The sequence below is a fragment of the Stenotrophomonas sp. G4 genome (genome assembly GCF_003428825.1).
In the GTDB taxonomy this organism is placed as follows: domain Bacteria; phylum Pseudomonadota; class Gammaproteobacteria; order Xanthomonadales; family Xanthomonadaceae; genus Stenotrophomonas; species Stenotrophomonas indicatrix.
This window is the reverse complement of record NZ_CP031741.1, coordinates 3224261-3248668: the sequence shown is the minus strand read 5'-3', so window position 1 is coordinate 3248668 and position 24408 is coordinate 3224261. Positions and strand designations below refer to the sequence as shown.

Annotated in this window: 22 protein-coding genes; 11 read left to right on the top strand and 11 right to left on the bottom strand. The window is 67.6% G+C overall.

Annotated elements, in window-relative coordinates; translation table 11 throughout:
- Window positions 1-12 precede the first annotated feature (12 nt).
- The 6 genes from nagZ (at window position 13) to D0Y85_RS15020 (ending at window position 4688) form a co-directional block, all read left to right on the top strand.
- A complete protein-coding gene (gene nagZ / locus D0Y85_RS15045) occupies window positions 13-1020 on the top strand; it encodes a beta-N-acetylhexosaminidase (RefSeq protein WP_117311001.1) in 1008 nt (335 codons plus the stop codon).
- Complete coding sequence (locus D0Y85_RS15040) at window positions 1020-1574, top strand: hypoxanthine-guanine phosphoribosyltransferase (RefSeq protein WP_025879180.1); 555 nt, start codon at window positions 1020-1022, stop codon at window positions 1572-1574. Before nagZ ends, D0Y85_RS15040 begins: the two co-directional genes overlap by 1 nt.
- Before the next feature lie 81 nt (window positions 1575-1655).
- Window positions 1656-2402: an S-methyl-5'-thioinosine phosphorylase gene (locus D0Y85_RS15035; RefSeq protein ID WP_025879179.1), complete on the top strand. Its 747-nt coding sequence runs from the start codon at window positions 1656-1658 to the stop codon at window positions 2400-2402.
- A gap of 88 nt (window positions 2403-2490) precedes the next feature.
- Window positions 2491-2697: a cold-shock protein gene (locus D0Y85_RS15030; protein ID WP_019183439.1), complete on the top strand. Its 207-nt coding sequence runs from the start codon at window positions 2491-2493 to the stop codon at window positions 2695-2697.
- Between the two features lie 274 nt (window positions 2698-2971).
- A complete protein-coding gene (locus D0Y85_RS15025; protein ID WP_117311000.1) occupies window positions 2972-4240 on the top strand; it encodes an NAD(P)/FAD-dependent oxidoreductase in 1269 nt (422 codons plus the stop codon).
- A 178-nt stretch (window positions 4241-4418) separates the two neighbouring features.
- Window positions 4419-4688 (top strand): hypothetical protein, encoded by a 270-nt coding sequence (locus D0Y85_RS15020; RefSeq protein WP_117311951.1) that lies wholly within the window; start codon window positions 4419-4421, stop codon window positions 4686-4688.
- 21 nt (window positions 4689-4709) lie between these two features.
- Here D0Y85_RS15020 and pdeM read toward each other — a convergent pair whose 3' ends face one another.
- The 4 genes from pdeM to D0Y85_RS15000 are packed head-to-tail and all read right to left on the bottom strand — an operon-like array spanning window position 4710 to window position 10399.
- Window positions 4710-5351, bottom strand: coding sequence for a ligase-associated DNA damage response endonuclease PdeM (pdeM, locus tag D0Y85_RS15015; protein WP_117311950.1), 642 nt, complete (start codon window positions 5349-5351; stop codon window positions 4710-4712).
- A complete protein-coding gene (locus D0Y85_RS15010; protein WP_117310999.1) occupies window positions 5341-7800 on the bottom strand; it encodes a ligase-associated DNA damage response DEXH box helicase in 2460 nt (819 codons plus the stop codon). Before D0Y85_RS15010 ends, pdeM begins: the two co-directional genes overlap by 11 nt.
- Complete coding sequence (locus D0Y85_RS15005; RefSeq protein ID WP_117310998.1) at window positions 7797-9404, bottom strand: ATP-dependent DNA ligase; 1608 nt, start codon at window positions 9402-9404, stop codon at window positions 7797-7799. Before D0Y85_RS15005 ends, D0Y85_RS15010 begins: the two co-directional genes overlap by 4 nt.
- Complete coding sequence (locus D0Y85_RS15000; protein ID WP_032977105.1) at window positions 9401-10399, bottom strand: ligase-associated DNA damage response exonuclease; 999 nt, start codon at window positions 10397-10399, stop codon at window positions 9401-9403. Before D0Y85_RS15000 ends, D0Y85_RS15005 begins: the two co-directional genes overlap by 4 nt.
- 114 nt (window positions 10400-10513) lie before the next feature.
- Between D0Y85_RS15000 and D0Y85_RS14995 the strand changes: the two genes are divergently transcribed.
- Window positions 10514-12151: an acyl-CoA dehydrogenase family protein gene (locus D0Y85_RS14995; protein ID WP_117310997.1), complete on the top strand. Its 1638-nt coding sequence runs from the start codon at window positions 10514-10516 to the stop codon at window positions 12149-12151.
- A gap of 185 nt (window positions 12152-12336) precedes the next feature.
- On the opposite strand, the gene D0Y85_RS14990 is transcribed toward D0Y85_RS14995, so the two are convergent.
- From D0Y85_RS14990 to D0Y85_RS14980, 3 genes are all read right to left on the bottom strand, one after another.
- Entirely contained in the window at window positions 12337-12747 is a 411-nt protein-coding gene (locus D0Y85_RS14990) for a hypothetical protein (RefSeq protein ID WP_025879171.1), read from the bottom strand.
- Window positions 12748-12896: 149 nt separating this feature from the next.
- Window positions 12897-13238 carry a hypothetical protein gene (locus tag D0Y85_RS14985; RefSeq protein ID WP_025879170.1) on the bottom strand — a complete coding sequence of 114 codons (342 nt, stop codon included), beginning with the start codon at window positions 13236-13238 and terminating at the stop codon, window positions 12897-12899.
- 124 nt (window positions 13239-13362) lie between these two features.
- Window positions 13363-14538 (bottom strand): thiolase family protein, encoded by a 1176-nt coding sequence (locus tag D0Y85_RS14980; RefSeq protein WP_117310996.1) that lies wholly within the window; start codon window positions 14536-14538, stop codon window positions 13363-13365.
- Between the two features lie 181 nt (window positions 14539-14719).
- On the opposite strand from D0Y85_RS14980, the gene D0Y85_RS14975 reads away from it, so the two are divergent.
- Window positions 14720-17557, top strand: coding sequence for an autotransporter serine protease (locus D0Y85_RS14975; protein ID WP_117310995.1), 2838 nt, complete (start codon window positions 14720-14722; stop codon window positions 17555-17557).
- A gap of 82 nt (window positions 17558-17639) precedes the next feature.
- Here D0Y85_RS14975 and D0Y85_RS14970 read toward each other — a convergent pair whose 3' ends face one another.
- Complete coding sequence (locus D0Y85_RS14970; RefSeq protein WP_117310994.1) at window positions 17640-18737, bottom strand: Glu/Leu/Phe/Val dehydrogenase dimerization domain-containing protein; 1098 nt, start codon at window positions 18735-18737, stop codon at window positions 17640-17642.
- 272 nt (window positions 18738-19009) lie between these two features.
- Between D0Y85_RS14970 and D0Y85_RS14965 the strand changes: the two genes are divergently transcribed.
- Window positions 19010-20089 (top strand): HDOD domain-containing protein, encoded by a 1080-nt coding sequence (locus D0Y85_RS14965; protein ID WP_117310993.1) that lies wholly within the window; start codon window positions 19010-19012, stop codon window positions 20087-20089.
- Window positions 20090-20092: 3 nt separating this feature from the next.
- On the opposite strand, the gene D0Y85_RS14960 is transcribed toward D0Y85_RS14965, so the two are convergent.
- The 3 genes from D0Y85_RS14960 to D0Y85_RS14950 form a co-directional block, all read right to left on the bottom strand.
- The gene (locus D0Y85_RS14960; protein WP_117310992.1) at window positions 20093-21661 is read right to left on the bottom strand and encodes a phospholipase D family protein; all 1569 of its coding nucleotides are present in this window, start codon (window positions 21659-21661) and stop codon (window positions 20093-20095) included.
- A gap of 174 nt (window positions 21662-21835) precedes the next feature.
- Complete coding sequence (locus D0Y85_RS14955) at window positions 21836-22534, bottom strand: RNA pseudouridine synthase (RefSeq protein WP_025879164.1); 699 nt, start codon at window positions 22532-22534, stop codon at window positions 21836-21838.
- A gap of 46 nt (window positions 22535-22580) precedes the next feature.
- Window positions 22581-23081 (bottom strand): M48 family metallopeptidase, encoded by a 501-nt coding sequence (locus D0Y85_RS14950; protein WP_059064772.1) that lies wholly within the window; start codon window positions 23079-23081, stop codon window positions 22581-22583.
- Window positions 23082-23142: 61 nt separating this feature from the next.
- Here D0Y85_RS14950 and D0Y85_RS14945 point away from each other — a divergent pair, with 61 nt between their 5' ends.
- Complete coding sequence (locus D0Y85_RS14945) at window positions 23143-23700, top strand: DUF2058 domain-containing protein (RefSeq protein WP_117310991.1); 558 nt, start codon at window positions 23143-23145, stop codon at window positions 23698-23700.
- A 106-nt stretch (window positions 23701-23806) separates the two neighbouring features.
- Window positions 23807-24073 carry a DksA/TraR family C4-type zinc finger protein gene (locus D0Y85_RS14940; protein WP_117311949.1) on the top strand — a complete coding sequence of 89 codons (267 nt, stop codon included), beginning with the start codon at window positions 23807-23809 and terminating at the stop codon, window positions 24071-24073.
- The last annotated feature ends 335 nt before the right edge of the window (window positions 24074-24408 follow it).

Here is a 24408-nt window from a genome sequence, read left to right as displayed (position 1 = left end):
TGGAGATCGACCATGCTGCTGATCGGCGTTGCCGGTACTGAACTGACCGCCCAGGAACGTGAGTGGCTGCAGCACGATGCTGTGGCCGGGGTGGTGCTGTTCAAGCGCAACTTCGCTTCGCGGCAGCAGGTGACCGAACTGTCCGCGGCGATCCGCGCTGCCGCACCGCGCCCGCAGTTGATCTGCGTGGACCAGGAAGGCGGTCGCGTGCAGCGCTTCCGTGAGGGCTTCAGCGAACTGCCGCCGCTGCAGGACATCGGTGTCCAGTACGCCAGGGATCCCGACGCTGCGCTGGCATTGGCCGAGCAGCACGCCTGGCTGATGGCCAGTGAGGTCCGTGCCAGCGGCGTGGACCTGAGCTTCGCCCCGGTGGTCGACCTCGGCCGTGGCAATCGCGCCATCGGCAATCGTGCCTTCAGTGAAGACCCGGAGGTGGTGGCCGCGTTCACCGCTGCCTATGTGCGCGGCATGCATGCGGTCGGCATGGCCGCCACCCTCAAGCATTTCCCCGGCCATGGCACCGTGCTGGAAGACACCCACGTGGATACCGCGATCGATCCGCGTGCGCTGGATGAACTGCGCGCACAGGATCTGGTCCCGTTCACGGCCGGTATCGCCGCCGGCGCCGATGCGGTGATGATGGCGCACGTGATCTATCCGCAGGTCGCACCGGAACCCGCTGGTTACTCGCCGCGCTGGATCCAGCAGATCCTGCGTGGCGAGCTCGGCTTCCGCGGCGTGGTGTTCTCCGATGACATCGGCATGGCCGCCTCGCACAGCGCCGGTGGCGTGCCGGCACGCGTGCACGCACACCTGGATGCCGGCTGCGATGTGGTGCTGGTCTGCCACCCGGAGCTGGTCGATGAAGCCCTGCACGCGGTGCAGGGACGCTCCCTCAATACCGCTGCGCTGCTGGGCCTGCTCGGCCGCGGCGCGCTTGGCTGGGATGGCCTGCTGGCCGATGCCCGCCATGGCGACACCCAATCCCGTCTGCTGCAAACCCTTGGAAGAACCGTCTGATGCCGAACCTCACCATTTCCCAGGCCCTGGCCCAAGCCGACCTGCTGGTCGACCGCCCCACCATCGACAAGGCCATTGCCGGCATCGCCGACGCCATCGCGCGCGACTATCAGGGCGAGGTGCCGCTGTTCCTGTCGATCATGCACGGTGCGCTGCCGTTCGCCGGCCAGCTGGCACTGGAGCTGGGCGCGCGTGGCCAGGACGTGCAGTTCGATTACCTGCACGCCACCCGTTACCGCGGTGAGACCACCGGCGGCGACCTGGTGTGGAAGCACAAGCCGGCCACGGCGCTGTTCGGCCGCCGCGTGCTGCTGGTCGATGACATCCTCGACGAGGGTTACACCCTGCAGGGCGTGCGTACCTGGTGCCTGGAGCAGGGCGCGACCGACGTGCGTATTGCCGCGATGACCGTGAAGAAGCACGATCGCGCGCTGCCGGACGTCACCGCCGACTATGCCGGCATCGAACTGCCGGATCGCTACGTGTTCGGTTTCGGCATGGACGTCAACGAAACCCTGCGTTGCGTGCCGGCCATCTACGCGATGAAGGAATAACAACGCGGCCGCCTGCGGCCTGCGTTTCCTGCCGCCGGCATCCTCGGGTGCCGGCGTTCTTTTTTCTCTGGAGTGCTTTCCATGCAACAGATCGCCCTGGCCGTGATTGGCGGTACCGGTGTCTACAACCTGGCCAAGCTTGACGACGTGCAGACCCACGAGGTCGACACCCGCTTCGGCAAGCCATCCGGCCCGGTGCGGGTCGGGACATTGCTCGGTCATCGCGTGGCCTTCCTTGCACGCCATGGTGAAGGCCATTCGCTGCCGCCGCACAAGATCAACTACCGGGCCAACCTGGCCGCGCTGCAGCAGATTGGCGCGCAGCGGGTGCTGGCGCTGAACACGGTCGGTGGCATCGGTGACGATTTCGGTCCGCGCGTGCTGGCCTGCCCGGATCAGGTAATCGATTACACCTGGGGCCGCATCAGCACGATCTGCGAAGAAGAGGGCACTGACGTGGTGCACGTCGACTTCGGCCATCCGTATACGCCGATGCTGCGCAGCAAGATCCTGGCGGCGGCGAAGGTGACCGGTGTGAAGGTCCACGATGGCGGCTGCTATGGCGCGACCCAGGGCCCGCGGCTGGAAACCATCGCCGAGATCGCGCGCATGCGCCGCGATGGCTGCGATCTGGTGGGTATGACCGGCATGCCCGAAGCGGCGCTGGCGCGTGAGCTGGGGCTGGATTACGCCTGCCTGGCGATCGTTGCCAACTGGGCCGCCGGGTGCGGTGATGGTGAGGAGATCACCATGGCCGAAGTGCTCGCCAATGTGCAGGCCGCCAGCAACGGACTTCCGGAACTGGTCGGCGAATTGGCGCGGGGGTGATTGTCTTCGCGTAACAAGCTTTGCATACTCAGCTTGTGCGCGGGTTCAGCGTACACCACCCATTCATTGCATAAGGTCACGCATCACCATGCCGAACGGTACCGTCAAGTGGTTCAACGACGCCAAGGGATTTGGCTTCATCTCGCCGGAGGACGGCAGCGCCGACGTCTTCGCGCACTTCTCCGCGATCAACTCCAAGGGCTTCCGCAGTCTGCAGGAAGGCCAGAAGGTCACCTACGACGTGACCCAGGGCCCGAAGGGCGCCCAGGCCTCGAACATCGTTCCGGCCGAGTGATCCACTCGATAGTGCGTTGAGAACCCCGCTTCGGCGGGGTTTTTTTTGCTGGCCGTGAAGATGCTCTTGCGGCGGGAGCGCCTGTCCTTGCGTGCGAATGTCCCCCGGCGCCGCCACCACTGCCGGCTCTCCTGCGAAGTAAAGGAGGAGGCAGCCGCGCAGAGGCTGCCGGGGACATTCGCAGGAGGGCCGGCAGTGGTGGCGGAGCCCGGCACATCTGCTCGGAAGAGGGGTAGCTGATGTACCGCCCCTGCGCCGATGGCACAATGCGGGCATGACGGAACGACTGCGCATCGCCGTGATTGGATACGGCACCGCTGGCCAGGCATTGGCCATCCTGCTCACCCGAGATGGCCACGAGGTGGAGATCTTCGAACGCGTGCCGACCCCCGGGCCGGTGGGTGCGGGATTCCTGCTGCAGCCCAGCGGACTGCAGGTGCTGTGGCAGATGGGCCTGCTTGAGGCCGTGCGTGGCTACGCCATGCCGGTGCACCGGCTGTATGGCGATACGCCGTGCGGGCGCGCGGTGATGGACATGGGCTATGACGGCCTGGATGTGCGCCTGCATGGCATGGGCATGCAGCGCGGGGCGTTGTTCTCGGTGCTGGACCAGGCGCGTGAAGGCGCCGGCGAGCTGCACGTGGGCACGACCATCGTCGAGGTCGATCACCAGCAGGGGCGGCTGCGCGACAGCGACGGTCGCACGCACGGACCGTTCGATCTGGTGGTTGCCGCCGACGGCGCCGCCTCCACGCTGCGCAACGCCGTCGACGGTGGCGCGGCGCTGGACCGGGTGTACCCGTGGGGCGCGCTGTGGTGCCTGTTGCCGGCCGAAGACTGGCCGCACATGCAGCAGCTGCGGCAGCGCTACGTCGCCGCGCGCAAGATGATCGGCCTGCTGCCGGTGGGTACCCGGCCCGGTGACGACACGCCTCGCCTGAGTTTTTTCTGGAGCCTGCCGCGTGCGGACTTCGACCGCTGGCAGGGCGACGGCATGGCGCCCTGGCTGGAAGAACTGCATGCGCTGTGGCCACAGGCGGGCGCGCGCTTCGCCCATCTACGTGACGCCGGTCAGCTGGCGCGTGCGGTGTACCGCGATGCCGTGATGAAGCGTTGGCATCAGGGGCGGCTGGTGTTGGCAGGCGATGCAGCACATGCGATGAGCCCGCAGCTGGGGCAGGGCGTGAACATGGCGCTGCTGGATGCACTGGCACTGCGTGACGCCTTGCGCACCCACGGTGGTGGCGAACCGGCATTGCAGGCCTACCAGGCGCAACGACGTGCGCATGTGGCGGTCTATCAGCGCTGGAGCCGCTGGCTGACGCCGCTGTTCCAGTCCGATCGCGATGCGTGGGCAAAGGCGCGCGATGTGCTGTTGGGACCGATGGGACGACTGCCTGGCGGGCGTGGGCACATGCTGCGCGTGCTCAGCGGCACCCAGCACGGATGGCTGGGCGCGTTGCCGCTCGATCCGGCATTCATCCAGGCGCTTGCCGCTGCGCCCCTGCCGCTACAGGGCGTGGAAATGCCGGCCACCGCGTGAGGCCTTTCGTTACGGCATTTAACGATTGCCTCACCCCGTATGTGCGACAAGAGATGAGCACGCGGCAGCCGCGTCGCCCGCTTTCCTTTTCGTGATCGATCATCGCGTGGCCCGGGTGGCGCCGCCGTCGTTGCCTGCTGCGGCCCGGATGCGCCGCACGATGCACGAGGAGGATGCCATGTTGTTCGCGGTCGAGAAGCTGGAATCGGAAATCTGCAAGCTGCGCGGTCTGCTGCGGATGCTGCACGAGGACCAGCCCGACGTGCTGGAAGATGTGTTCGAGTTTCATGTCGGCAGTCTGATCAGCCACGCAGCACCGGAAAGCCACGGCCATATCCGCGCCTGCGCGCAGGAAATGCTGATGGCGATACAGGCACTGCCGCGCGACGCCGACGAGGCGACGCAGGATTTCAGCCTGATGCGCGGAATCGCCGCTCGCCCGTCGTAATCCCGCGCAGGTCTCGACGCGTCAGCGAACCGGTAGCGGCACTACGCTGTCTTCCACACAGGCGAGCAGCTGTTCGCCCGGCGCCAGTACAGGCACCACACCGGCGGTGAATGCCGAGAATGCCGGCAGGATGGTCACGCCGTGGCGCAGCCAGAACGCGGGGAAGCGCCGACGCAGTGCCGGCAACGCAACCTGCGGATGCACATGGCCCGCCAGCACGTGCGCGGAGGCATCGGCCAGCGGCTCGTGCCGCAGCAGGAACGGTCCCCATCGCGCGTCGTCATGCATCTGCACCTGCAGCGCCGCCTTCGGCAGATCCCGGTCGTGATTGCCGCGCACCACGTGGATGTCCAGCGCCGCGTGCTGCTCTCGCCAGCCGAGCCATTGCTGATACCAGGCCGCGCGATGCGCCGGGCCGTGCAGGACGTCGCCGAGGATCCATAGTTGCTGGCACTTGTGCATGGTCACCAGGTCCTGCAGGCGCTGCAGGTCATTGCCGGTGCCGCCCGACGGCAGGGCGATTCCCGCACGCCGGAACACGTCCGCCTTGCCCAGGTGCAGGTCGGCGATCAACAACGCGCGCTGCGCCGGCCACAGCAGCGCCCGGCCGCCGAGCAGAAGCATCGACTCACCTCCCAGCTGCAGCGGAAGATCAGCGGCCATGGCGGCGCTCCAGCTGCTGCGCGGCACGCTGCACGCGCGTGCGCCAGTCTTCATTGCTGAACTGCCCACGCAGGCGTTCGGCCCACAAGGGAAATGCCAGTGGGGTCAGTGATGAGGGCCGCTGCAGGGACAACGAACGTGTGGCGATGCGTGCCAGCACCTGCTGCAACCCGGGCAGGTCGAGGCTGTCGTGCAGTACTTCCTGCTCGGCCAATGCCAGCAGCAGATGCTCTGGGTCGTGCTCGCGCAGCACGTCATGCAGCAGTCCGGCGGAGGCCTGCAGTTGGCGCAGCGAGCGCGGCATGCCACCCGGCAGGCTGGGTACCAGCAGGCCCGCCACGCGCGCGATGCCGCGGAACTGGCGGCGCGCCAGTTCGCCCAGGTTCACCGCTTCGCGCAGGTCCTGCAGCAGGTCGCCAGCATCCAGCATTGCCCGCCAGTCTGGTTCCTGCAGATCCACCGGCGTGGCCGGAGCGAGCACCAGGCCATGGTCATTCACTGCATAGCCGATGCTGTTGCGTTGCCGGCGGGTGCAGCGCAGGGCCAGCAGCGCGGCCAGCGCTTCATGCACATGGCGGCCGGCAAAGGGATAGACGAACAGGAACTGGCCTTCGCGTCGGCGCACGTCTTCCACCAGCAGGTGGTCGGGCGATGGCGGCGCAGACAGCTGCGACTGCACTGCCAGCAGCGGCGCAAGCCACCGCGACTCCGCGCTCTGGTCTGCGCCTGACAGCACCTTTTCCAGTTCGCGGCCCAAGGGCATCGACAGTGGCAGTTGACCGCCCTGCCAGCGCGGTACCACGCCATCACCACCACCGCGCGCCACGCGTACGAACGCGGTCATGTCGCGCAGCTGCACCAGCTCCAGCAGCCGCCCCGCAAACTGGAAGCGGTCGCCGCGGCGCAGGCGGCTGGCGAACTGCTCTTCCACCGCGCCCAGGCTGCCGCCACGCAGGAACTGTACGCGCACGCTGCCGTCGCTGCTGATGGTGCCGATCGACAGCCGATGGCGCAGCGCCTGGCGGCGATCGGGCATGCGGTACACGCCGTCGGCATCGCGTACCACCTTATGGAACTCCGGGTACCGGGACAATGCACGTCCGCCCTGCACGATGAAATCGATCACCGCATTCCACTGTGCGTCCTCCAGCGCGGCGAAGGCATGCGTGCCACGGACCTGTTCCAGCAGTGCATCGGCGTTGAAGCCGCCCGCCAGCGCGCGACTGACGGCGTGCTGGGCCAATACGTCCAGCGACAACGTGGGAGGACGTCGCGCTTCGATCACCCCGTCATGCAACGCGTGCCGGGCCGCCGCGTACTCGGCCAGTTCCAGCGCATGGCTGGGAATGCACAGTATCTGGCCGCTGGCACCGGGCCGATGGCGCGCACGCCCGGCGCGCTGGCGCAGGCGCGCCACGCCCTTCGGGCTGCCCAGCTGCAGCACCTGGTCCACTTCCGGAAAGTCCACGCCCAGATCCAGGCTGGAGGTGGCCACCACGCACCGCAGCGCGCCCGCACGCAGTCCGTGCTCAACCTGCTGTCGCAGCGTGGGATCCAATGATCCATGGTGCAGGGCGAGCGTGCCGGCATCTTCCGGCCACACGGCTGCGAGAGCCTGGTGCCACAGTTCCGCCTGCGCACGGGTATTGGTGAAGAGCAGGCTGCTGCGTGCACGGAACAGCGCGTCGAGCACGCGCGGAAGCTGGGAAAGGCCAAGATGCCCGGCCCATGGAAAGCGTTCGCCGGGTTCGGGCAGCAGGCTGCGGATCGTCACCGGCCGCTGCCGTGCACCTTCCACGATCGTTGCCTGTGGACGGTGTGGCAGCAGTACGTCGCGTGCCTGTGGCAGGTTGCCCAATGTGGCCGACAGCCCCCACAGCTGCATCGCCGGGGCTGCCTCACGCAGCAGCGCCAGATTCAACTGCAGCAGCACGCCGCGCTTGTTGCCCAGCAGTTCGTGCCATTCGTCCACCACCACGCAGCGCAGTTGGCGCATGCGCTCAAGGGTGTCGGGATAGCTGAGCAGCAGCGCCAGCGACTCCGGCGTGGTGACCAGCACGTCGATGCGACCTTCGCGGGCCAGGCGCCGGTCGCGGTTGCTGGCATCGCCGCTGCGCAGCCCCACGCGCCAGCCCAGGCCAAGGCCGTCGATCGGTGCCTGCAGCGCACGTGCGGTATCGCTGGCCAGCGCACGCAGCGGCGTTACCCACAGCACCTGCAGCGGGCGTACCGCGCTGGCGCGACGCGGTGCTGGGGGCGGGTCGAGCATCGCCTGCAGCAGGGGGCCGCCGAACATGGCAAGGGTCTTGCCGCTGCCGGTGGGCGTGTGCAGCAGGCCCGATTCGCCCGCCAGATAATGACGCCACATCGCGCGCTGGAAGGGAAGGGGGCGCCAGCCGCGGCTGCCGAACCATGCGTGCAGGCGCTGCAGCGCATCGCTGCGCTTCATCGCGCCAGCGCCTGCAACTGGGCCAGGTGGTCGGCTTCGGCAGCCGGCTTGTCGTGGCGCCAGCGCAGGATGCGGGGAAAGCGTACGGCGATGCCGGACTTGTGGCGCGCGCTGCGGTTGACTGCTTCGAAACCAAGTTCGAACACCTGTTCAGCACTTACGCTGCGCACCGGGCCGAAGCGTTCACGCGTGTGTGCGCGTATCCATCGGTCGAGGGCGAGGATTTCCTTGTCGTCCAGACCGGAATAGGCCTTGGCCACTGGAACCAGTGTGTCGCCGTCCCAGACGCCGAAGGTGTAGTCGGTGTACAGCGTGCTGCGCCGACCATGGCCTGCCTGCGCGTACAGCAACACCGCATCGATCGTGAGCGGTTCGACCTTCCACTTCCACCAGTCGCCACGGCGACGCCCGGACTGGTAGACCGAATCACGACGCTTGAGCATCAGCCCTTCCACGCCACGCTCGCGCGATGCTTCGCGCAGCTGCGCGGCATGCTGCCAATCGTCGGCGTCTACCTCGGGCGAGAGCTGGATGCGCGGATCGCCGAGCGCACCGATCACCTCGGCCAACTGCACGCGTCGCTGCTGCAGCGGCAGTGCACGCAGGTCCTCGCCGTCGCGTTCAAGCAGATCGTAGGCGAGCACGCGTACCGGCGTGTTGCGCAGGGTGGCGGCGCCGGGTTTGCGGCGCTGGATGCGGGTCTGCAGGGCGGTGAATGCACGCGGCAGATTGTCGGCGTCGTCCCATGCCAGCAGCTCGCCATCGAGCACGCAGCCATCGGGCAGAGACGCTGCCGCCTGCTCGATCTCCGGGAAGCGGCCGTCCAGCCGTTCTTCGCCGCGCGACCACAATGCCGCCTCACCCTGGCGCCGCAGCAACTGCAGGCGGATGCCATCCCACTTCCATTCCAGCAGCCAGTGGCTGATGTCGCCCAGCCGCTCGGTGGGCTCGCCCTCCAGCGGCGAAGCGAGGAAGAACGGGTAGGGCTGCTGACGATCGGTCGGCAGTTCTTCGGCAGACAGCAAGGTGGTAAGCAGGCCGGGGGAGGGCACCCAGTCGCCGAGCATGCGTTGGGCGATGCGGGCGATATCCAGCCCGGACCACTCGGCCAACGCCTGCTGCACCACGCGCTGCGATACGCCAACGCGCAGGGCGCCGGTCAGCAGCTTGTTGAAGACCAGGCGTTCGGCCGATGCCAGCTGTCGCCAGCCGTCGACCACGGCGGCACGACGCACCGGCTCCGGCTGGTTGGCAACGGCAAGCAGGTGGTGTTCGATCCAATCGGCCAGAGGCCGATCCTCGGCGTCGGTGGCCGGATCATCCAGCAGCAGAGTGAGCGTTTCAGCAAGGTCGCCGACCTGCGCGTAGCTGTCCTCGACCAGCCAGGGTGGCAGGCCGGATTCGTCGGCGATCCACGCCCGCAATTCGCCGCTGCCGGCAATCTTCCGCCGCGCGCCGCCCACTTTGCCGCCGCTGAGCAGGTACAGCGCCCACGCCGCATCGTGCGGATGTGCGTGCTGGAAGTAGTCGATCAACGCCGCGCGCTTGTCCAGCGTCGCCGTGCTGCGATCCAGCCGCTGGTATAGCGCGGCGAAGGCCTTCATTCCTCGCCTCCGAAATCGGTGCGGAACGCTTCGGCCGCAACGCCGCGTTCGCGCAGGTACGGAATCAGCGCATCGGTGTTGCCGTGGGTGGCAATGACCCGCTGCGCGCCGGTCTGGGTGATGGTCTGCAGCAGCGCTGGCCAATCGGCATGGTCGGAGATCACAAAGCCACGGTCGACGTTGCGCCGGCGGCGGTTGCCGCGCAACTGCATCCAGCCCGAGGCGAAACCGAGCTGGTGACGGCCGAACCGGCGTAGCCAGGGCGTACCGGCGGCCGAGGGCGGGGCCAGGATCAGCTGGCCGGCCGCATCGGGCTGACGCCCCTGTTCGGCAACGGTGAGCGTGTCGAGCATGGGCACACCGGCCTGGCGATAGACGGCCACGCCGTTGGCGATGGCGCCATGCAGCCAGGCGGGCTGGTCATCCACCGCACGCAGCTCGGCAAGCACGCGTTGCGCCTTGCCCAGCGCATAGCAGAGCAGCACTGCCGCTTCGCCCCGCTGCGCGCACTCGCGGCGCCAGGCGGCGATCTCGGCCGCCACGGCACGGGTATCGGGCCAGCGGTAGATCGGCAGCGCAAAGGTCGCCTCGGTGATGAAGGTATCGCACGGCACCACTTCGAATGCAGTGCAGGTGGGGTCCGGCTGGCGCTTGTAGTCGCCCGACGCCACCCAGACCTGCTCACCATCGTCGATGCGCACCTGCGACGAGCCGAGCACGTGGCCGGCGGGATGCAGCGATACCTGCACCCGGCCCAGCGCGAACGGCACGCCCTCGGCATGCGCGTGCAGCGGCACATCGCCCAGGCGCCAGCGCAGGATCGGCACGCTGCCGGTGCTGCAGTGGTACTCGCCCATGCCCGGACGCGCATGGTCGCCATGGCCATGGGTGATGACCGCGCGCGGTACCGGCCGCCAGGGATCGATATGGAAATCGCCTGCCGCGCAGTACAGCCCTTCCGGCCGCAGTACTACCAGATCGTCTTTGCCTGCCATGCCGTCACTGTGGCGGTCCGGTCGTGCACGTGGCGAGAATCGGCCTGAACGCGGGGTTGCCGGGCGATACGGCACAATCGGACCGCACACCTCTTGCCGGCGGGGAAGGAACCGATGAGTGGACCGAGCTTCAACAGCAGCGCTCCCTACGAAACCCATGTGGTGCTCAACCAGCCGCCGCCGTTTGCCGGCCGGCAGCTGTGGACCGACGACATCGCATTGATGGAGGCCGTGCAGCGCGAGGGCGCGGCGGCGTTCGCACCGCGGTTGGCGGCGTACGGAGGACTGGCCGGCGACGAGCTGTACCGCATCGGCTTCGATGCCAACCGCGATCGCCCGCGCCTGCGCACCCATGATGCGCAGGGGCATCGCATCGACGCTGTGGAGTTCCATCCGGCGTATCACCAGTTGATGCAGACGGCGAAGGAGCATGGCGTTGCCGGGCTGTCCTGGCACGAACCACAGCCCGGCGCGCATGTCGCGCGCGCTGCGCTGAGCTACCTGCACCACCAGGCCGAGGCCGGCACCAGCTGCCCGTTGACCATGACCCACGCCGCGGTAGCCGTGCTGCGCGGGCAGCCGCATCTGGCCGAGTGGTCGCGCAAGGCCGCCGCACCGGTATACGACCCGCGCGATGTGCCAGTGGCCGACAAGGCCGGCATCACCCTGGGCATGGGCATGACCGAGAAGCAGGGCGGTTCGGATGTGCGCGCCAACACCACCCGCGCCGAACCCATCGACGGCGAGCGCTATCGGCTGATCGGTCACAAATGGTTTTTCTCCGCACCCATGTGCGATGGCTTCCTGGTACTGGCGCAGGCGCCGGCCGGATTGACCTGCCTGCTGATGCCACGGCGCCTGGCCGACGGTGATCGCAATGCATTCCGCCTGATGCGCTTGAAGGACAAGCTGGGCGACTGGGCCAACGCATCCAGCGAAGTGGAGTTCTGTGGCGCACAGGCCTGGCGTGTGGGCGAGGAGGGCCGCGGGGTGGCCACCATCATCGGCATGGTGATGATGACCCGGCTGGACTGCATGCTGGGCGCTGCGGCGGAAATGCGCATGGCGCTGGCGCAGGCGCTGCACCATGCGCGGCATCGACGCACCTTCGGCAAACCACTGATGGACCATCCGCTGATGGGCAACGTGCTGGCCGATCTGGCGCTGGAGTCGGAAGCGGCCACGGTGCTGGCGATGCGTATCGCGCGCGCGGTCGATCACGCCGGCAACGATCGGGCCGAGGCCGCGCTCGCGCGACTGGGTACGGCCTTGGGCAAGTACTGGATATGCAAGCGCGCACCTGCGTTCGTCAACGAAGCGCAGGAATGCCTGGGCGGTGCCGGCTACGTGGAGGAATCGATGTTGCCGCGGCTGTACCGGCAGGCACCGTTGAATTCGATCTGGGAAGGCAGCGGCAACATCCAGTGCCTGGATGTGCTGCGCGCGCTGGCGCGCGAGCCGGAGGTGCTGGCGGCGCTGCACGGTGAACTGGAGGCGGTGGCCGATCGTGATGCGCGTTATGCGTCGGCACTGCAGCAGTGGCGCGATGCGGCAGCGCCGGAGGAGGCACAGGCACGGGTATTCTGCGAACGCACTGCCTTGCTGCTGCAGGCGGCGCTGTTGCTGCGTGCCCGCAGTCCGATGGCCGAAGCGTTCATACGCAGCCGGCTGCACGGCGAACATGGGTTGGCGTTCGGCACGCTGCCGGCGGGGTTGGATGTGGCGGCGATGCTGGCGCGTGCGCTGCCGTAGGTGACGACCAACGGCGAAGCCCCTCGTGGTGGGCGCTGCTGGAGCGTGGGCAGGGCCGCGCGGCCTTGGACGGTTTCCGTGCGCGCCCAGCACGGAATCAACAGAAGAAGCGAAAAGCAGAAAAGCCGCGGCGATGCCGCGGCTTTTCCGGTAGCGCCGGGCCATGCCCGACGAACGCGATGACCTTAGTGCTTGGCTTCTTCCTTGGCGGCAGTGGCCTTGGCGTCGTCGGCTACATCGCGGGCCTTGTCGGCAACCTTCTGCGCGGCATCGGCCGTGGCGTCGCTGGCGTGGGCGGCGGCATCGGTGGCTGCGACCTTGGCCTTGTCGGCGGCGGTGGCGGTCGCGGCTGCGGCGCTGTCCAGCGCCTGCTGGGTATCGGCAGCAGCCTGTTCAGAAGCGGCCGCGGTCTTGTCGGCAGCGTCGCGGGTGGCGGCGGCGGCCTTGTCGACGGCATCGCGTGCGGCGACACCGGCGCTGTCGGCAGCCTGCGCGGCATCCTGCTTGGCCTGTTCGGCTTCCGGGCCCTTGCAGGCAGCCAGTGCAAGCAGCAGGGAGGCGGCCAGCAGGGTAGTGGTCAGCGGACGGATCTTCATGGCGGTCTCCGGTACTGCAATGGATGGGGACGCCAGCCTATTCATACCGTTGTGAAGACCTGGTGGTGACCTGCGCACGTAACTGCGCGCAAAGAAAAAGCCGCTGGCGAACCAGCGGCTTCTTCAGAACAGCTTGAAGAAAGAAGTTATTACTTCTTGGCTTCTTCAGCAGCGTCCTTGGCCTGCTCAGCGGTAGCTTCGGCAGCCTTGGCGGCGTCCTTGGCTTCGCCAGCAGCGGCGTCGGTGGCAGCGCCAGCAGCCTGGGCAGCGGCGTCGACCGAAGCGTCAGCAGCGGTGGCGGCGGTGTCAGCGGCCTGCTGGGCAGCGTCGGCGGTCTGGGCGCCAGCAGCGGCGGCCTGGTCGGCAGCAGCCTGGGCTTCGGTGGCGGCCTGGTTGGCCGAAGCAGCGGCGTCCTGGGCAGCTTCCTGCTTCGAGCAGGCGGCCAGGGCCAGAGCCAGGGACATCGCGACCAGCAGCTTGTTGATGCTCATTGTGTAAATCCTCGTCGTTAGAATTAGGCAACGCGCATGCTGCGCGCCGACAACATGATGACAAGCCAAGATTGGGTGTCAAGCGATCCCGCATTCATTTTTGCGAAATAGTCGTTAAACCCTTTCAGATCAATTCGATGGCGATAGCCGTCGCTTCGCCGCCGCCGATGCACAAGGTGGCAATGCCGCGCTTGCCGCCGCGCGTGCGCAATGCGTTGACCAGGGTGACCACCAGGCGTGCGCCGGAGGCGCCGATCGGATGGCCCAGCGCGCAGGCACCACCATTCACGTTGAGCTTGTCGTGCGCGATGCCCAGTTCGCGCATCGGTGCCATCGCCACCACGGCGAAGGCCTCGTTGACTTCGAACAGATCGACCTGGTCCAGCGACCAGCCGGTCTTCGCCAGCAGGGTGTGGATGGCGCCGATCGGGGCGGTGGTGAACCACTCCGGCTCCTGCGAATGGGTGGCATGGCCGACGATGCGCGCCAGCGGCTGCAGGCCGCGTGCGGCAGCATCTTCTTCGGTCAGCAGGACCACGGCGGCAGCGCCGTCGGAGATGCTGGAGGAACTGGCGGCGGTCACGCTGCCGTCCTTCTTGAAGGCCGGGCGCAGGGTCGGGATCTTGGCAATGTCCGAACGACCAGGCTGTTCGTCGCTGGCGACCTCGACTTCACCCTTGCGGGTGGCGACCTTCACCGCAACGATCTCGTCGGCGAAGGCGCCGTTGGCCTGGGCTGCCTGTGCGCGCTTGACCGATTCGATGGCGTAGGCGTCCTGCTCTTCGCGGGTGAACTGGTACTTGTCCACGGCGCATTCGGCGAACTCGCCCATGGCCTTGCCGTCGTAGGCATTGACCAGGCCGTCGTGGGCCATGTGGTCCACCGCCTGGAAGTTGCCGAAGCGGTTGCCGGTGCGCGAATTGGGCAGCAGGTGCGGGGCGTTGGACATCGACTCCATGCCGCCGGCGACCACGACCTGGGCCGAACCGGCCTTGATCAGGTCATGCCCGAGCATGATGGCCTTCATGCCCGAACCGCAGACCTTGTTGAGGGTGGTGGCGCCGACCGACAGCGGAATACCGGCTGCGATCGCTGCCTGGCGGGCAGGGGCCTGGCCGAGATTGGCCGGTAGCACGCAGCCCATCAGGACTTCGGAGACGTCGCTGGCAGGAACGCCCGACTGTTCCAGCGCGGCGGCGATGGCGGCCGCGCCGAGGGTCGGGGTCGGAACGCCGTTGAACTGGCCGAGGAAGGAGCCGATGGCGGTGCGCTTGGCGGCGGCGATGACGATGTTGGACATGGCAATCTCGTTGATGCGTGAACAATGTTCGGAAAGGAGACGACGGGCGTTGGATACGGCGCCGTTTCCCGGCAGACTGCGTGGGGGTCGGTCCAGTATAGAGGGTCGGCGAAGACTGCCGCTGGGCAGTACTGGATGCCTGCCCGGAGGGCGGCAGGCCAACGTTCATGGGAAGGAAACGATGGAACGCAAGACGATGGGAAGGTCGGTCCTGGCATCGGCGCTGGCGGTGGCGCTGTCGGCGTGTGGCGGTGGAGGGGGCGGCAGCAACGTGCGCATCGACCCGCCACCGACCACGCCTCCAGTCACGCCCCCGGTTACTCCGCCGCCCGCTGCCAGACCGCTGGAGCCGGCCGTGGATGCGCATCTGGCACAGACCAACGCGCGTGCGGCACAGGCCACCGGCGCGACCGGCCGCGGCGTGCGCATCGGCATCGTCGATTCGGGCGTGCTGCGCAGTGCCGAGGCGCTGAACGGGCGGGTGGTGGCCAACCTCAACTACATCGACCCGAGCCGCAACAATCTCAACGTCGATGACGTGCTTGGCCATGGCACGGCCGTCGCCAGCCTGGCGGCCGGTGTACCGGTGGGGGTCTGGCCCGGCGGCATCGCCCAGGGTGCGGAGATCGTCTCGGCACGCATCATTTCCGACACCACGCCCAAGGATGACGGCAGTGGCAGGGGCAACTCCTTCAGCGGCACGCTGGGCGTGGCCGGCGTCCACCAGGACCTGATCACCTACGGTGTGAAGGTGATGAACAATTCCTGGGGCGGCCTGTACTGGACCGACCTCGGCACCACCGCGCAGGTCGCGGGCGAATATCGCCCCTTCATCATCAATCACGGTGGCCTGGTGGTGTTCGCTGCAGGCAACGAGGGGCGCGACCAGCCCAGCAGCGTGGCTGCGCTGCCCAGCCAGCGTGGCGTCGGCGGATCGCTGCCGGCAGCCGACCTGGAGAAGGGCTGGCTGGTGGCCACCGCGATCGATCCGAACAAGCCGGGTGAGCGTGCGCCGTGGGCCAATGCCTGTGGCGACGCCGCACGCTATTGCCTTGCCGCTCCCGGCAGCGCGGTGTTCCCGGAGCCGGGTACCGGCAAGTACCTGTGGAATTACGGTACGTCCTTCGCTGCACCGCTGATCTCCGGTGCAGCGGCACTGGTCTGGCAGCGCTATCCGTACTTCGACAACGACCTGGTGCGGCAGACCCTGCTCGGCACCGCCACCGACATCGGGGCGCCGGGCGTCGATCCCATCTACGGCTACGGCATGCTCAACGTCGGCAAGGCGGTGAACGGTCCCGGCCGCTTCGACTGGGGCGATGTCACGGTCAATGTCGACGCGGCCTCTTCGGGCTCGATCTGGAGCAACGACATCGCCGGCACCGGTGGCCTGATCAAGCGCGGCGATGGCCGGCTGGAGCTGAGCGGCAACAACAGTTACAGCGGTGCGACCCGCATCGAGCGCGGCAGCCTGGCCCTGCGCGGTGGCGCCGTGATCCGTTCCAACGTGAGCGTTTCCGGTGCCGGCGGTGCCTCGATGGCCGGCCTGCAGTTCATGCCCGGCACGCCGCGGGTGATCGGCAACGTCGACAACGGCGCCAGCGTGGTGCTGGTCAACGCCAACACCACCGCGACCATCGAAGGCAATTACAGCCAGCAGGCGGGTGCGCAGCTGATCGTCGCGCTGGGTGTGAACGCGCTGCAGGTGACCGGCACCGCACATCTGGCCGGCGGCGTGGTGGTCGATGGCATCGTGTCCGGCTACGTGCCGCAGGTCGGCAGCCGCCAGGGTCTGGTCCATGCCAACGGCGGTATCAACGGCACGTTCACCACGCCGGTGGCCAACACCGGCGCCAACGGCCTGACCCTGCTGCAGGCGCAGTACGGCTATGGCAGCAACGATGCGTGGATGGACCTGACCCAGGTCAACGTTTCGGCAGCCGCATCGGGCCTGGGCGCCAATGCACAGGCATCGGCACTGCGGGTGCAGTCGGCTTTCACCGCGCTGGACCGCAATGCGGATCTGCAGGGCTCGGCGTTCGGCGTGGCCGCAGGCGCGCTGCAGCGTACGTCTGGCGGAACCGATGGCCTGTCGGCGAGCCTGGAGAGCCTGTCCGGACAAGCACATGCGCGCGCTGAAGCATCGACCTTCGACAGCGTGGACATGTCGCGCCGCGCGGTTGCCGAGCGCTTCGACCGCGTGCAGGCTGCGCCGAAGCTGCGTGGCGCCTGGCAGAGCGCGCTGGGTGAAGCCGGGCAGGGCAGCTTTGCCGGCAACGCCGCCGACAGCCAGGGCTGGGTGGCCGGCCAGGACGTGGCACTGGGCAGCAACGGCCTGCTGGGCATGGCCTTTGGCGAAACCCGCAGCAACGGCGGCAGCAACTTCAATGGTGATCGTGGGCGTGACCGCCAGGCGCAGGCGCAGTTGTATGCCGGCTGGAACCTGGGGCGTGGCTATGCGCTGGCCCAGTTCGGCACCGGCCAGTTCACCCGGGAACTGGATCGCCAGTTGCTGCTGGGTGCCGGTGCCTACGGTGTGTCCGCGCGTTACGGCGGGCGTTTCAGCAGTGCCAGCGTCGAAGGCGGCTACCGTTTCGGGCGCATCGGTGCGTCGTTGACACCGTACCTGGGGGCCAGCAGCACCCGTCTGGACACCGATGGCTTCAGCGAGCAGGGCGGCTTCGGCTTCGGCCTGCGCGGTGAGGCGTCGCGTGCACAGCGCAGCCAGATGCTGGCGGGCCTGCGGGGTGAGCGGCAGTGGGGTCGTTGGACCCTGCGCGGCCATGCCGAATGGCAGCAACGGCTGGATGGCGGTGAGCAGGCCTGGCAGGCAAGTTTCGTCGGCGTTGATGCCTGGGCGCCGTTGGCCGGTGTTGACGCACCGCGTGGCAGTGCCTTGTTCGGCCTGGCGCTGGAATCGTGGTGGGGCCGCAATGGCCGCCTGAGCCTGGGTATCGACCAGCGCGTGGGTGGCGATGATGCACGTCAGGCGGCGCTGCGCTACAGCACCGGTTTCTGATGATGGCGCCGGGCTTGCCCGGCGCGTTCATCCGGCGGTGCCGGCCCACGGTCGGCACGCGTCCGGTTGCCGAGGGCGGCGCTCAGCCGCCGCGCAGGTCGCCCAGGCGCGGTGTGCTGCGGCCCAGCGGCATCTTCAGCTTGCCGATCGACAGGATGCGCGCTTCTGCGATCCGGTCTGCCGCGCGCTGCGGGGCGATGTTCTCGCGCTGCGACAGTTCGAAGATGCGCGTCAGGTTGTGGTAGATGCTGCGGATCAGCCGCATCGCGCGCTCGCGGTTGTAACCGTCGATTTCCAGCGACACGTTCATCACGCCACCAGCGTTGACCGCGTAGTCAGGCGCATACAGGATGCCACGCGCATGCAGCTCGTCGCCGATCTCCAGGCTGGACAGCTGGTTGTTGGCGGTGCCACAGATGATCTTCGCCTTGATCCGCGGCAGCGTGTCGGCGTTGATCGCGCCTTCCAGCGCGCACGGCGCGAACACATCGGCGTTCACTTCGTGGATCTCGTCCGGCTTGACTGCCTCGGCGCCGAAATCGTTGACTGCACGATCCACCAGCGCGATGTCCAGGTCGGTGACATACAGCTTGGCGCCACGGTCGCGCAGCAGCTTCACCAGTTCCATGCCGATATGGCCCAGACCCTGCACCGCGATGCTGGTCTTGCCCACTTCCTCATGGCCGAACTTGAAGCGCATCGAGGCCATCAACGCCTGCAGCGCGCCATAGGCGGTGAACGGCGCCGGATCTCCCGAGCCGCCATGGACCTGGTGCACGCCGGTGACGAACTGGCTCTCCAGGTAGATGTTCTCCATGTCGTTGACGTCGGTGCCGACGTCCTCGGCCGTGATGTAGCGACCACCCAGCGAATCGACATAGCGGCCGAACGCGCGGAACAGCACTTCGGTCTTGTCGACCTTGGGGTCGCCGATGATCACCGCCTTGCCGCCACCGACATTGAGACCGGCCAGTGCATTCTTGTAGGTCATCGTGCGGCTCAACCGCAGCACATCGGCCAGCGCATCGTCGGTGCTGGCGTAGGGGCGCATGCGCACCCCGCCCAGGGCAGGGCCCAGGGTGGTGTTGTGGATGGCGATGATTGCCCGCAGGCCGGCATCCTGGTTGTGGCAGAACACCACCTGTTCGTGGCCGGTGGTTGCGAGGGTTTCGAATAGCATGGGGTCTCCGATGGCGCGATCTGCGGTGAACTGCGGCGAACTGCCAATGAACGGTAGGGTCCGAAAACAAAAAAAGCGACGTCGTCGGTACAGGGGGACGGGTCGCGCGGCGCCATTCTAGTCCATTCGCCCGGGATATGCCGTCGACGCCGGACGCGCCCGGGTTAAAGAAGATGAAAGTGCGGCCGATGCTGCGACGACGGCAGGTCGCCGGATGTGATGAAGGCGCAGGGGCAGGCAGTGGCAGCAGGACAACGACAGGATGGGCGGCGATGACCGCAGCGTGGTGGCGATCTGTGCTCCATTGGCTGTCGCAGCTGACCGGGCAGGCCCCGGCACGCCTGGCCGCAGCCCCCCGCCAGGCCGTGGCGGCCGCGGCGGCCAGCCTGCAGGGCGACGCCTTGCCGGCGGCCGAGGTCGCCGCCCACCTGCAGCGCGGACTGCACGCGCTGGCCCTGTATCCGCGCTTGGCAGGCGAACCGGCGGCGGTCAGCGCATCGGGTCTGGCCGAAGCGGTGGACCGCGCGCTGCAGGACCGCGACTGGGCTACCCGGCAGCTGCCGCGGCGACCGCAACTGCTGCCGCAGCTGATCCAGACGGTCAATGACGACGTTGCATCGGCGCGGGTGATGGCGGCGATCATCGGCCAGGATCCGGTTCTGACCGGCAACCTGCTGCGGATCGCCAACAGCCCGGCCTACAAGGTGCACGAGCGGCCCGTGGAAAGCCTGCAGCGGGCGGTGACCCTGGTCGGCACCGAAGGGGTGCGGCAGATCATCAGCGCCGTGCTGGTGCAGCCCGTGATGCAGGTGCAGTGCGAGGTGTTCCCGCAGTTCAGTTCGATCATATGGGAGCACGCGCTGCTGGCGTCGCGCGCGGCTGCCGACCACGCCCGCACGGTCACCTTCGGCGATGCCTTCGCCGCGCAATGGCTGGGCCTGGTGCAGGGCCTGGGCGCGGCGCTGGTCATGCGTCAACTGCTGCAGGAAGCACAGGTGCGTGGCGAAGAAGTGGAGCCCGCGCTGGCCCTGCAGTTGCTGCAGCAGTGGTCACTGCCGTTGGCGCAGCGGGTGGCAGCAGCGTGGGAACTGCCCGAACCGGTGCATCAGGCCCTGGCGCCTGATGCAGACGGTCCGCTGGCCGACAGCCTGCGCCTGGCCAGCGCCGCTGCGGCGGCCAGCCTGCTGTGCCGGCACGGGCATGCCAGCCAGGGCCGCATGCTGGCCTTGCTGGAACAATTGCCGGCAGCGCCGCCACACGCGCTGCGCTGGATCTGGCGGCGCCTGCATGGGCGCAATGTGGAAACCCTGGACGAAAGCCTGCGCGGCGATGGCGAGGGGAACGCCCCCTGATCGTTACAGCTGGGATTCCAGCGGCAACCAGCTGATCACCCGTGCCGTCCAGCGCTTGCCGAGGCTGCTGCCGGGCTCGGCATCGACCCAGTGCGGCGGCGGCTCGCGCTGCAGCCAGCGCAGCTCATCATCGGCGCCGAGCGCAAGCCACCAGCTGTGTTCCGGGCTGGCCAGGCGCTGGTATTCCGCGCGCAGCTGTGCGCCCAGCGCCGGGTCGTCGAACAGCACGCCCATCTCGGTGTTGAGATAGGCCGAACGCGGATCGAGGTTGAACGATCCGACGAACCCGCGCCGGTCGTCGACCAGCAATGCCTTGGTGTGCAGGCTGGCGCCGCTGCTGCCGAACAGGCTGCCGTCACCGGCCTGGCCGTTCGCCTTCAGTTCGTACAGCTGTACGCCGGCCTTCAGCAGCGGCACCCGGTAGCCCATGTAGCCACCGTGCACGGCAGCCACATCGTTGGCCGCCAGCGAATTGGTCACCACGCCGACCTGGACACCTCGCCCGGCCATTGCGGAAAGGCCGTCCAGCCCTTCGCTTCCGGGCACGAAGTACGGCGAGATCAACAGTGCCTTGTAACGCGTCGACTGCAGTTGCCGGACCAGCTCGGTGACCAGCCAGTCGTCGTGTGCATCGCCGTGGTGCTTCATCGGTGGATCGGACACGATCCGTACCTGCCTGCTCCAGTGCAGTGGCTCCGGGCTGGCACGCTGGCGCTGGCGCGACTCGGCCACGCGCTGCAGGTACGGTTGGGCCTGCGCATGCAGAGCCTCCCGGTCGGACTGGCGAACCAGCTGCTGTAGTTGCACATCCGTATAGTCCGCCAGCGCCGAGATCGGAATCGCCGCGTCGCTGTTCCAGTAGTCGTCGAAGATCTGGTTGGCCTGCTGCACGGCCGGGCCGGCCACCACCAGGTCCAGGTCCTGGAAATTCACGTCGCTGCGCGCGCTGAAGTACTCCTCGCCGATGTTGCGGCCACCCACGATCGCGATGCGGCCATCGGCGATCCAGCTCTTGTTGTGCATGCGGTGGTTCACGCTGAAGGCGCGTTGCACCAGCTCCAGCGTGCGGGCCAGGCCGCTGCGGTTGCGGAACGGGTTGTACAGGCGAAGCTCGATGTTGGGATGCGCATCGAGCGCCATCATCAACGCATCCTTGTCCTTGGCATTCATGTCATCAAGCAGGATGCGCACGCGCACGCCACGTTCGGCAGCGTCGTACAGCGCCTTGGCCATCAAGTGGCCGATCAGGTCGTCGTGCCAGATGTAGTACTGCAGGTCCAGGCTGCGGCCGGCGTGCTCGGTGATCATCGCGCGGGCAGCGAACGCATCCATGCCATCGCTGAGGAAGGCGACGCCAGACTGCCCGGGATGGGCGGCTTGCAGGGGCATCATCTGCCGATCGATGGGCGTCTGCGCAGGTTGCAGCGGCAATACCTGCGACGCTTCGCCGCGCGCCTGCGGGGCCAGGTGGTCGGCCAGCAGCAGGCCGGACAGCACCAGCAGAAGCAGGGCGGCGATGATGATCGCGGCCACGCGCAGCAGGCGTCGCCATAGGGGTTTGCGCAGGCTCATGACGCCGATGGTAGATCCTGGCTACGCATGGAGGTAGACCCACGCCATGCGTGGATGAACTGTCACCGGTAGATCCACGCCATGCGTGGATGAACTGTCACCGGTAGATCCACGCCATGCGTGGATGAACTGCCACCTGTAGATCCACGCCATGCGTGGATGAAGCACCGTGACTCAGAACCGCTCGTCGCTGCCCAGGTACCGCCACTGGCCCACGGCCAGCGGGCCCAGCGCCACCCGGCCAATGCGCAGGCGGCGTACGGCCACGACCTGCAGGCCGGCAGCCGTCACCGCAGTCCTCAGTCCCTTCGCGGTCAGTCCCTTGCCTGCAAAACGCAGGCGCTGCTCGCTCTGCCAGCTGACCTTCGGGCCGCCTGCTTCATGCTGCAGCCGCGCCATCAGCCACGGGCCACGTTCCGGGCCGCCTTCAGCCACTTCGACCAGGTATTCCTGTTCGGTGCGGCCCAGGTTGCGCTGCAGGTGCGCGAGCACCGCCGGATCCTGGCTGACCACCACCAGCCCGTTGTCGTCGGCCGGCAGCGAGGATGCCAGCTGCAGGCCGTGGAAGTGCCGTTGCAGCGGGCGGATGTCACTGGCATCCAGTTCGCTGCGGGTCTCGGTACGGATCAGCGCGCACAGGGCATCGGCTGGCACGCCCGCCGGTTTGTGCAGCAGCATGCTGGCGCGCTCGGCCTTGCTGTCGCTGGCCTGCTCGGCCACCACGATGCTGGCGCTCTCGTCCACCGGGCGCTGCGGCTGTTCTACCACTTCGCCATCGACGCTGACCCAGCCGCCCTCGATATAGCGCCGCGCTTCACCACGCGGGATGCCGAGCAGGGCGGACAGGCGTTTGTCGAGTCGGGTCGGTTCCATGGCGAAAGGTCGGGCAGGGGGCGCGCAGTGTAGCCGCTACGCCGGCTCAGCGCTGGCCGCGGTTGGCCAGCTCGGTCAGGTACAGGCGGGTATCGAACTCCAGCTGCAGGTAATCCGGCTCCATGTGCTGGCACAGCTGGTAGAAGGCCTTGTTGTGGTCGGCCTCCTTCAGATGGGCCAGTTCGTGCACCACGATCATGCGCAGGAAGGCGGCTGGTGCCTGCCGGAACACGGTGGCGATGCGGATCTCGCGGCTGGCCTTGAGCCGGCCGCCGTGTACACGGGAAATGGCGGTGTGGGTGCCCAAGGCATGCTTGATGACCTCCAGCGTGTTGTCGTAGCAGACCTTGTTGAGCGGCACCGACTTGCGCAGGTAGCGGTCCTTCATGTCCTGGGTGTAGTCGTACAGCTGGCGGTCGCTGCGCACCTCATGCGGGTCGGGGTAGCGCTGCTGCAGCCAGGGGCCGAGCTTGCCCTGTGCCAGCAGATCGCTGACCTGGGCGACCAGGGGTTCGGGGTAGCCGGTGAGGTACTTCAGGACAGCCATGCAGGGGCGTCGGCGCGTCGGTAGAATGGGGCATCCAGATTACACGCGGTACGTATCGACCATGGCAAAGCCCAACGCGCTGCAGGAACAATTGCTCAAGGCCGGCCTGGCCAAGAAGTCGCAGGCCAGTGCCGCCGCGCGTGAACAGGCCAAGGCCCGCCAGGGCAAGGCCGAGTCGACGTCGGCGGAGGTCAAGCGTGAAGCTGAACGCGCGCGCGCCGAGAAGATCGAGCGTGACCGTGCGCTGGCTGCCGAGCGCAACGCGCAGGCCAAGCAGGCTGAGCGCAAGGCGCAGGCCAGGCAGATCATCAGCGCCCACGCCGTGCCGCACAAGGGCGAGGACGAGTACCGCTTCAGCGATGGCGCGGTGATCCGCACCCTGTTGATCGATACCAAGCTGCGCAAGGCACTGTCGGTGGGCGTGCTGGTCATCGTGGCCCATGGCGATGGCTACGCGGTGCTGCCACGCGCGGCAGCGGAGAAGGTGCGTGAACGCGCCCCGGAAGCCATCATCGTCGACCATGGCACGCCCGGCTCCAGCGCCGAGATCTCCACCGGCAACGCCGAGGACGACGCCTACTACGCACAGTTCCAGGTCCCCGACGACCTGGTCTGGTAAGGCGGCGCTGAACCGGCCGCAGCGTCCGCCGGGCATGGCCCGGCGCTACCGATTGCGGCGGGGTGTATTGTCCCCATATCAGGCGACACACCTGCGGAGGATGGCCATGGCTACCGGTTGGGCCGGAGATGGCGCGGTCCAGGACCAGATCGACGCCACCGTCGACGATGCGATTGCCCGCGCGCGGCGCCAGCTGCGCCAGGGCCCGGGTCTGGAACACTGTGAGGAATGCGACGCGCCGATTCCCTGGGCGCGGCGTCAGGCAGTGCCTGGCGTACGGCTGTGCGTGAACTGTCAGCAGGCGCACGACGAAGAGGAACAGGCGCAGAGTGGCTACAACCGCCGGGGCAGCAAGGACAGCCAACTGCGGTAAGGGTGTTTGGCAGGGCTGCGCCCTGCACCCGCAGTAGTGCCGGCCGCTGGCCGGCAACCTTAAAAGCAATAGCAACAGCAACAGCGGCATTCCGTGGGATGGCGGGGCGGTGTGGGGTTGCAGGACACGCCGTAAACCCATCCTTGGGGGCTCGATGGCGCCATCCATGGCGCCAACGGTCCTGCAGCCCCACACCACCCCGCCTCTGACAGTTTCCAGGGGGCTGTTGGATCCACGCCATGCGTGGATGAATTCCGATGGAAATCGAATATTTCGATATTGGAATTTAATGGAAGACTATCCACGCATGGCGTGGATCTTCGTGTCGACCAAGG

Bases quoted from the DNA above. Each gene is read 5' to 3' on its own strand.
- D0Y85_RS14985 (WP_025879170.1), bottom strand. From the start codon at position 13,238: ATGAGCATCAACAAGCTGCTGGTCGCGATGTCCCTGGCTCTGGCCCTG.
- D0Y85_RS15025 (WP_117311000.1), top strand. From the start codon at position 2,972: ATGACGGAACGACTGCGCATCGCCGTGATTGGATACGGCACCGCTGGC.
- D0Y85_RS14995 (WP_117310997.1), top strand. From the start codon at position 10,514: ATGAGTGGACCGAGCTTCAACAGCAGCGCTCCCTACGAAACCCATGTG.
- D0Y85_RS14990 (WP_025879171.1), bottom strand. From the start codon at position 12,747: ATGAAGATCCGTCCGCTGACCACTACCCTGCTGGCCGCCTCCCTGCTG.
- D0Y85_RS14965 (WP_117310993.1), top strand. From the start codon at position 19,010: ATGACCGCAGCGTGGTGGCGATCTGTGCTCCATTGGCTGTCGCAGCTG.
- D0Y85_RS14975 (WP_117310995.1), top strand. From the start codon at position 14,720: ATGGAACGCAAGACGATGGGAAGGTCGGTCCTGGCATCGGCGCTGGCG.
- D0Y85_RS15005 (WP_117310998.1), bottom strand. From the start codon at position 9,404: ATGAAGGCCTTCGCCGCGCTATACCAGCGGCTGGATCGCAGCACGGCG.
- D0Y85_RS15035 (WP_025879179.1), top strand. From the start codon at position 1,656: ATGCAACAGATCGCCCTGGCCGTGATTGGCGGTACCGGTGTCTACAAC.
- D0Y85_RS14960 (WP_117310992.1), bottom strand. From the start codon at position 21,661: ATGAGCCTGCGCAAACCCCTATGGCGACGCCTGCTGCGCGTGGCCGCG.
- D0Y85_RS14970 (WP_117310994.1), bottom strand. From the start codon at position 18,737: ATGCTATTCGAAACCCTCGCAACCACCGGCCACGAACAGGTGGTGTTC.
- D0Y85_RS14940 (WP_117311949.1), top strand. From the start codon at position 23,807: ATGGCTACCGGTTGGGCCGGAGATGGCGCGGTCCAGGACCAGATCGAC.
- D0Y85_RS15010 (WP_117310999.1), bottom strand. From the start codon at position 7,800: ATGAAGCGCAGCGATGCGCTGCAGCGCCTGCACGCATGGTTCGGCAGC.
- D0Y85_RS14950 (WP_059064772.1), bottom strand. From the start codon at position 23,081: ATGGCTGTCCTGAAGTACCTCACCGGCTACCCCGAACCCCTGGTCGCC.
- pdeM (WP_117311950.1), bottom strand. From the start codon at position 5,351: ATGGCCGCTGATCTTCCGCTGCAGCTGGGAGGTGAGTCGATGCTTCTG.
- D0Y85_RS15020 (WP_117311951.1), top strand. From the start codon at position 4,419: ATGTTGTTCGCGGTCGAGAAGCTGGAATCGGAAATCTGCAAGCTGCGC.
- D0Y85_RS15000 (WP_032977105.1), bottom strand. From the start codon at position 10,399: ATGGCAGGCAAAGACGATCTGGTAGTACTGCGGCCGGAAGGGCTGTAC.
- nagZ (WP_117311001.1), top strand. From the start codon at position 13: ATGCTGCTGATCGGCGTTGCCGGTACTGAACTGACCGCCCAGGAACGT.
- D0Y85_RS15040 (WP_025879180.1), top strand. From the start codon at position 1,020: ATGCCGAACCTCACCATTTCCCAGGCCCTGGCCCAAGCCGACCTGCTG.
- D0Y85_RS14945 (WP_117310991.1), top strand. From the start codon at position 23,143: ATGGCAAAGCCCAACGCGCTGCAGGAACAATTGCTCAAGGCCGGCCTG.
- D0Y85_RS15030 (WP_019183439.1), top strand. From the start codon at position 2,491: ATGCCGAACGGTACCGTCAAGTGGTTCAACGACGCCAAGGGATTTGGC.
- D0Y85_RS14955 (WP_025879164.1), bottom strand. From the start codon at position 22,534: ATGGAACCGACCCGACTCGACAAACGCCTGTCCGCCCTGCTCGGCATC.
- D0Y85_RS14980 (WP_117310996.1), bottom strand. From the start codon at position 14,538: ATGTCCAACATCGTCATCGCCGCCGCCAAGCGCACCGCCATCGGCTCC.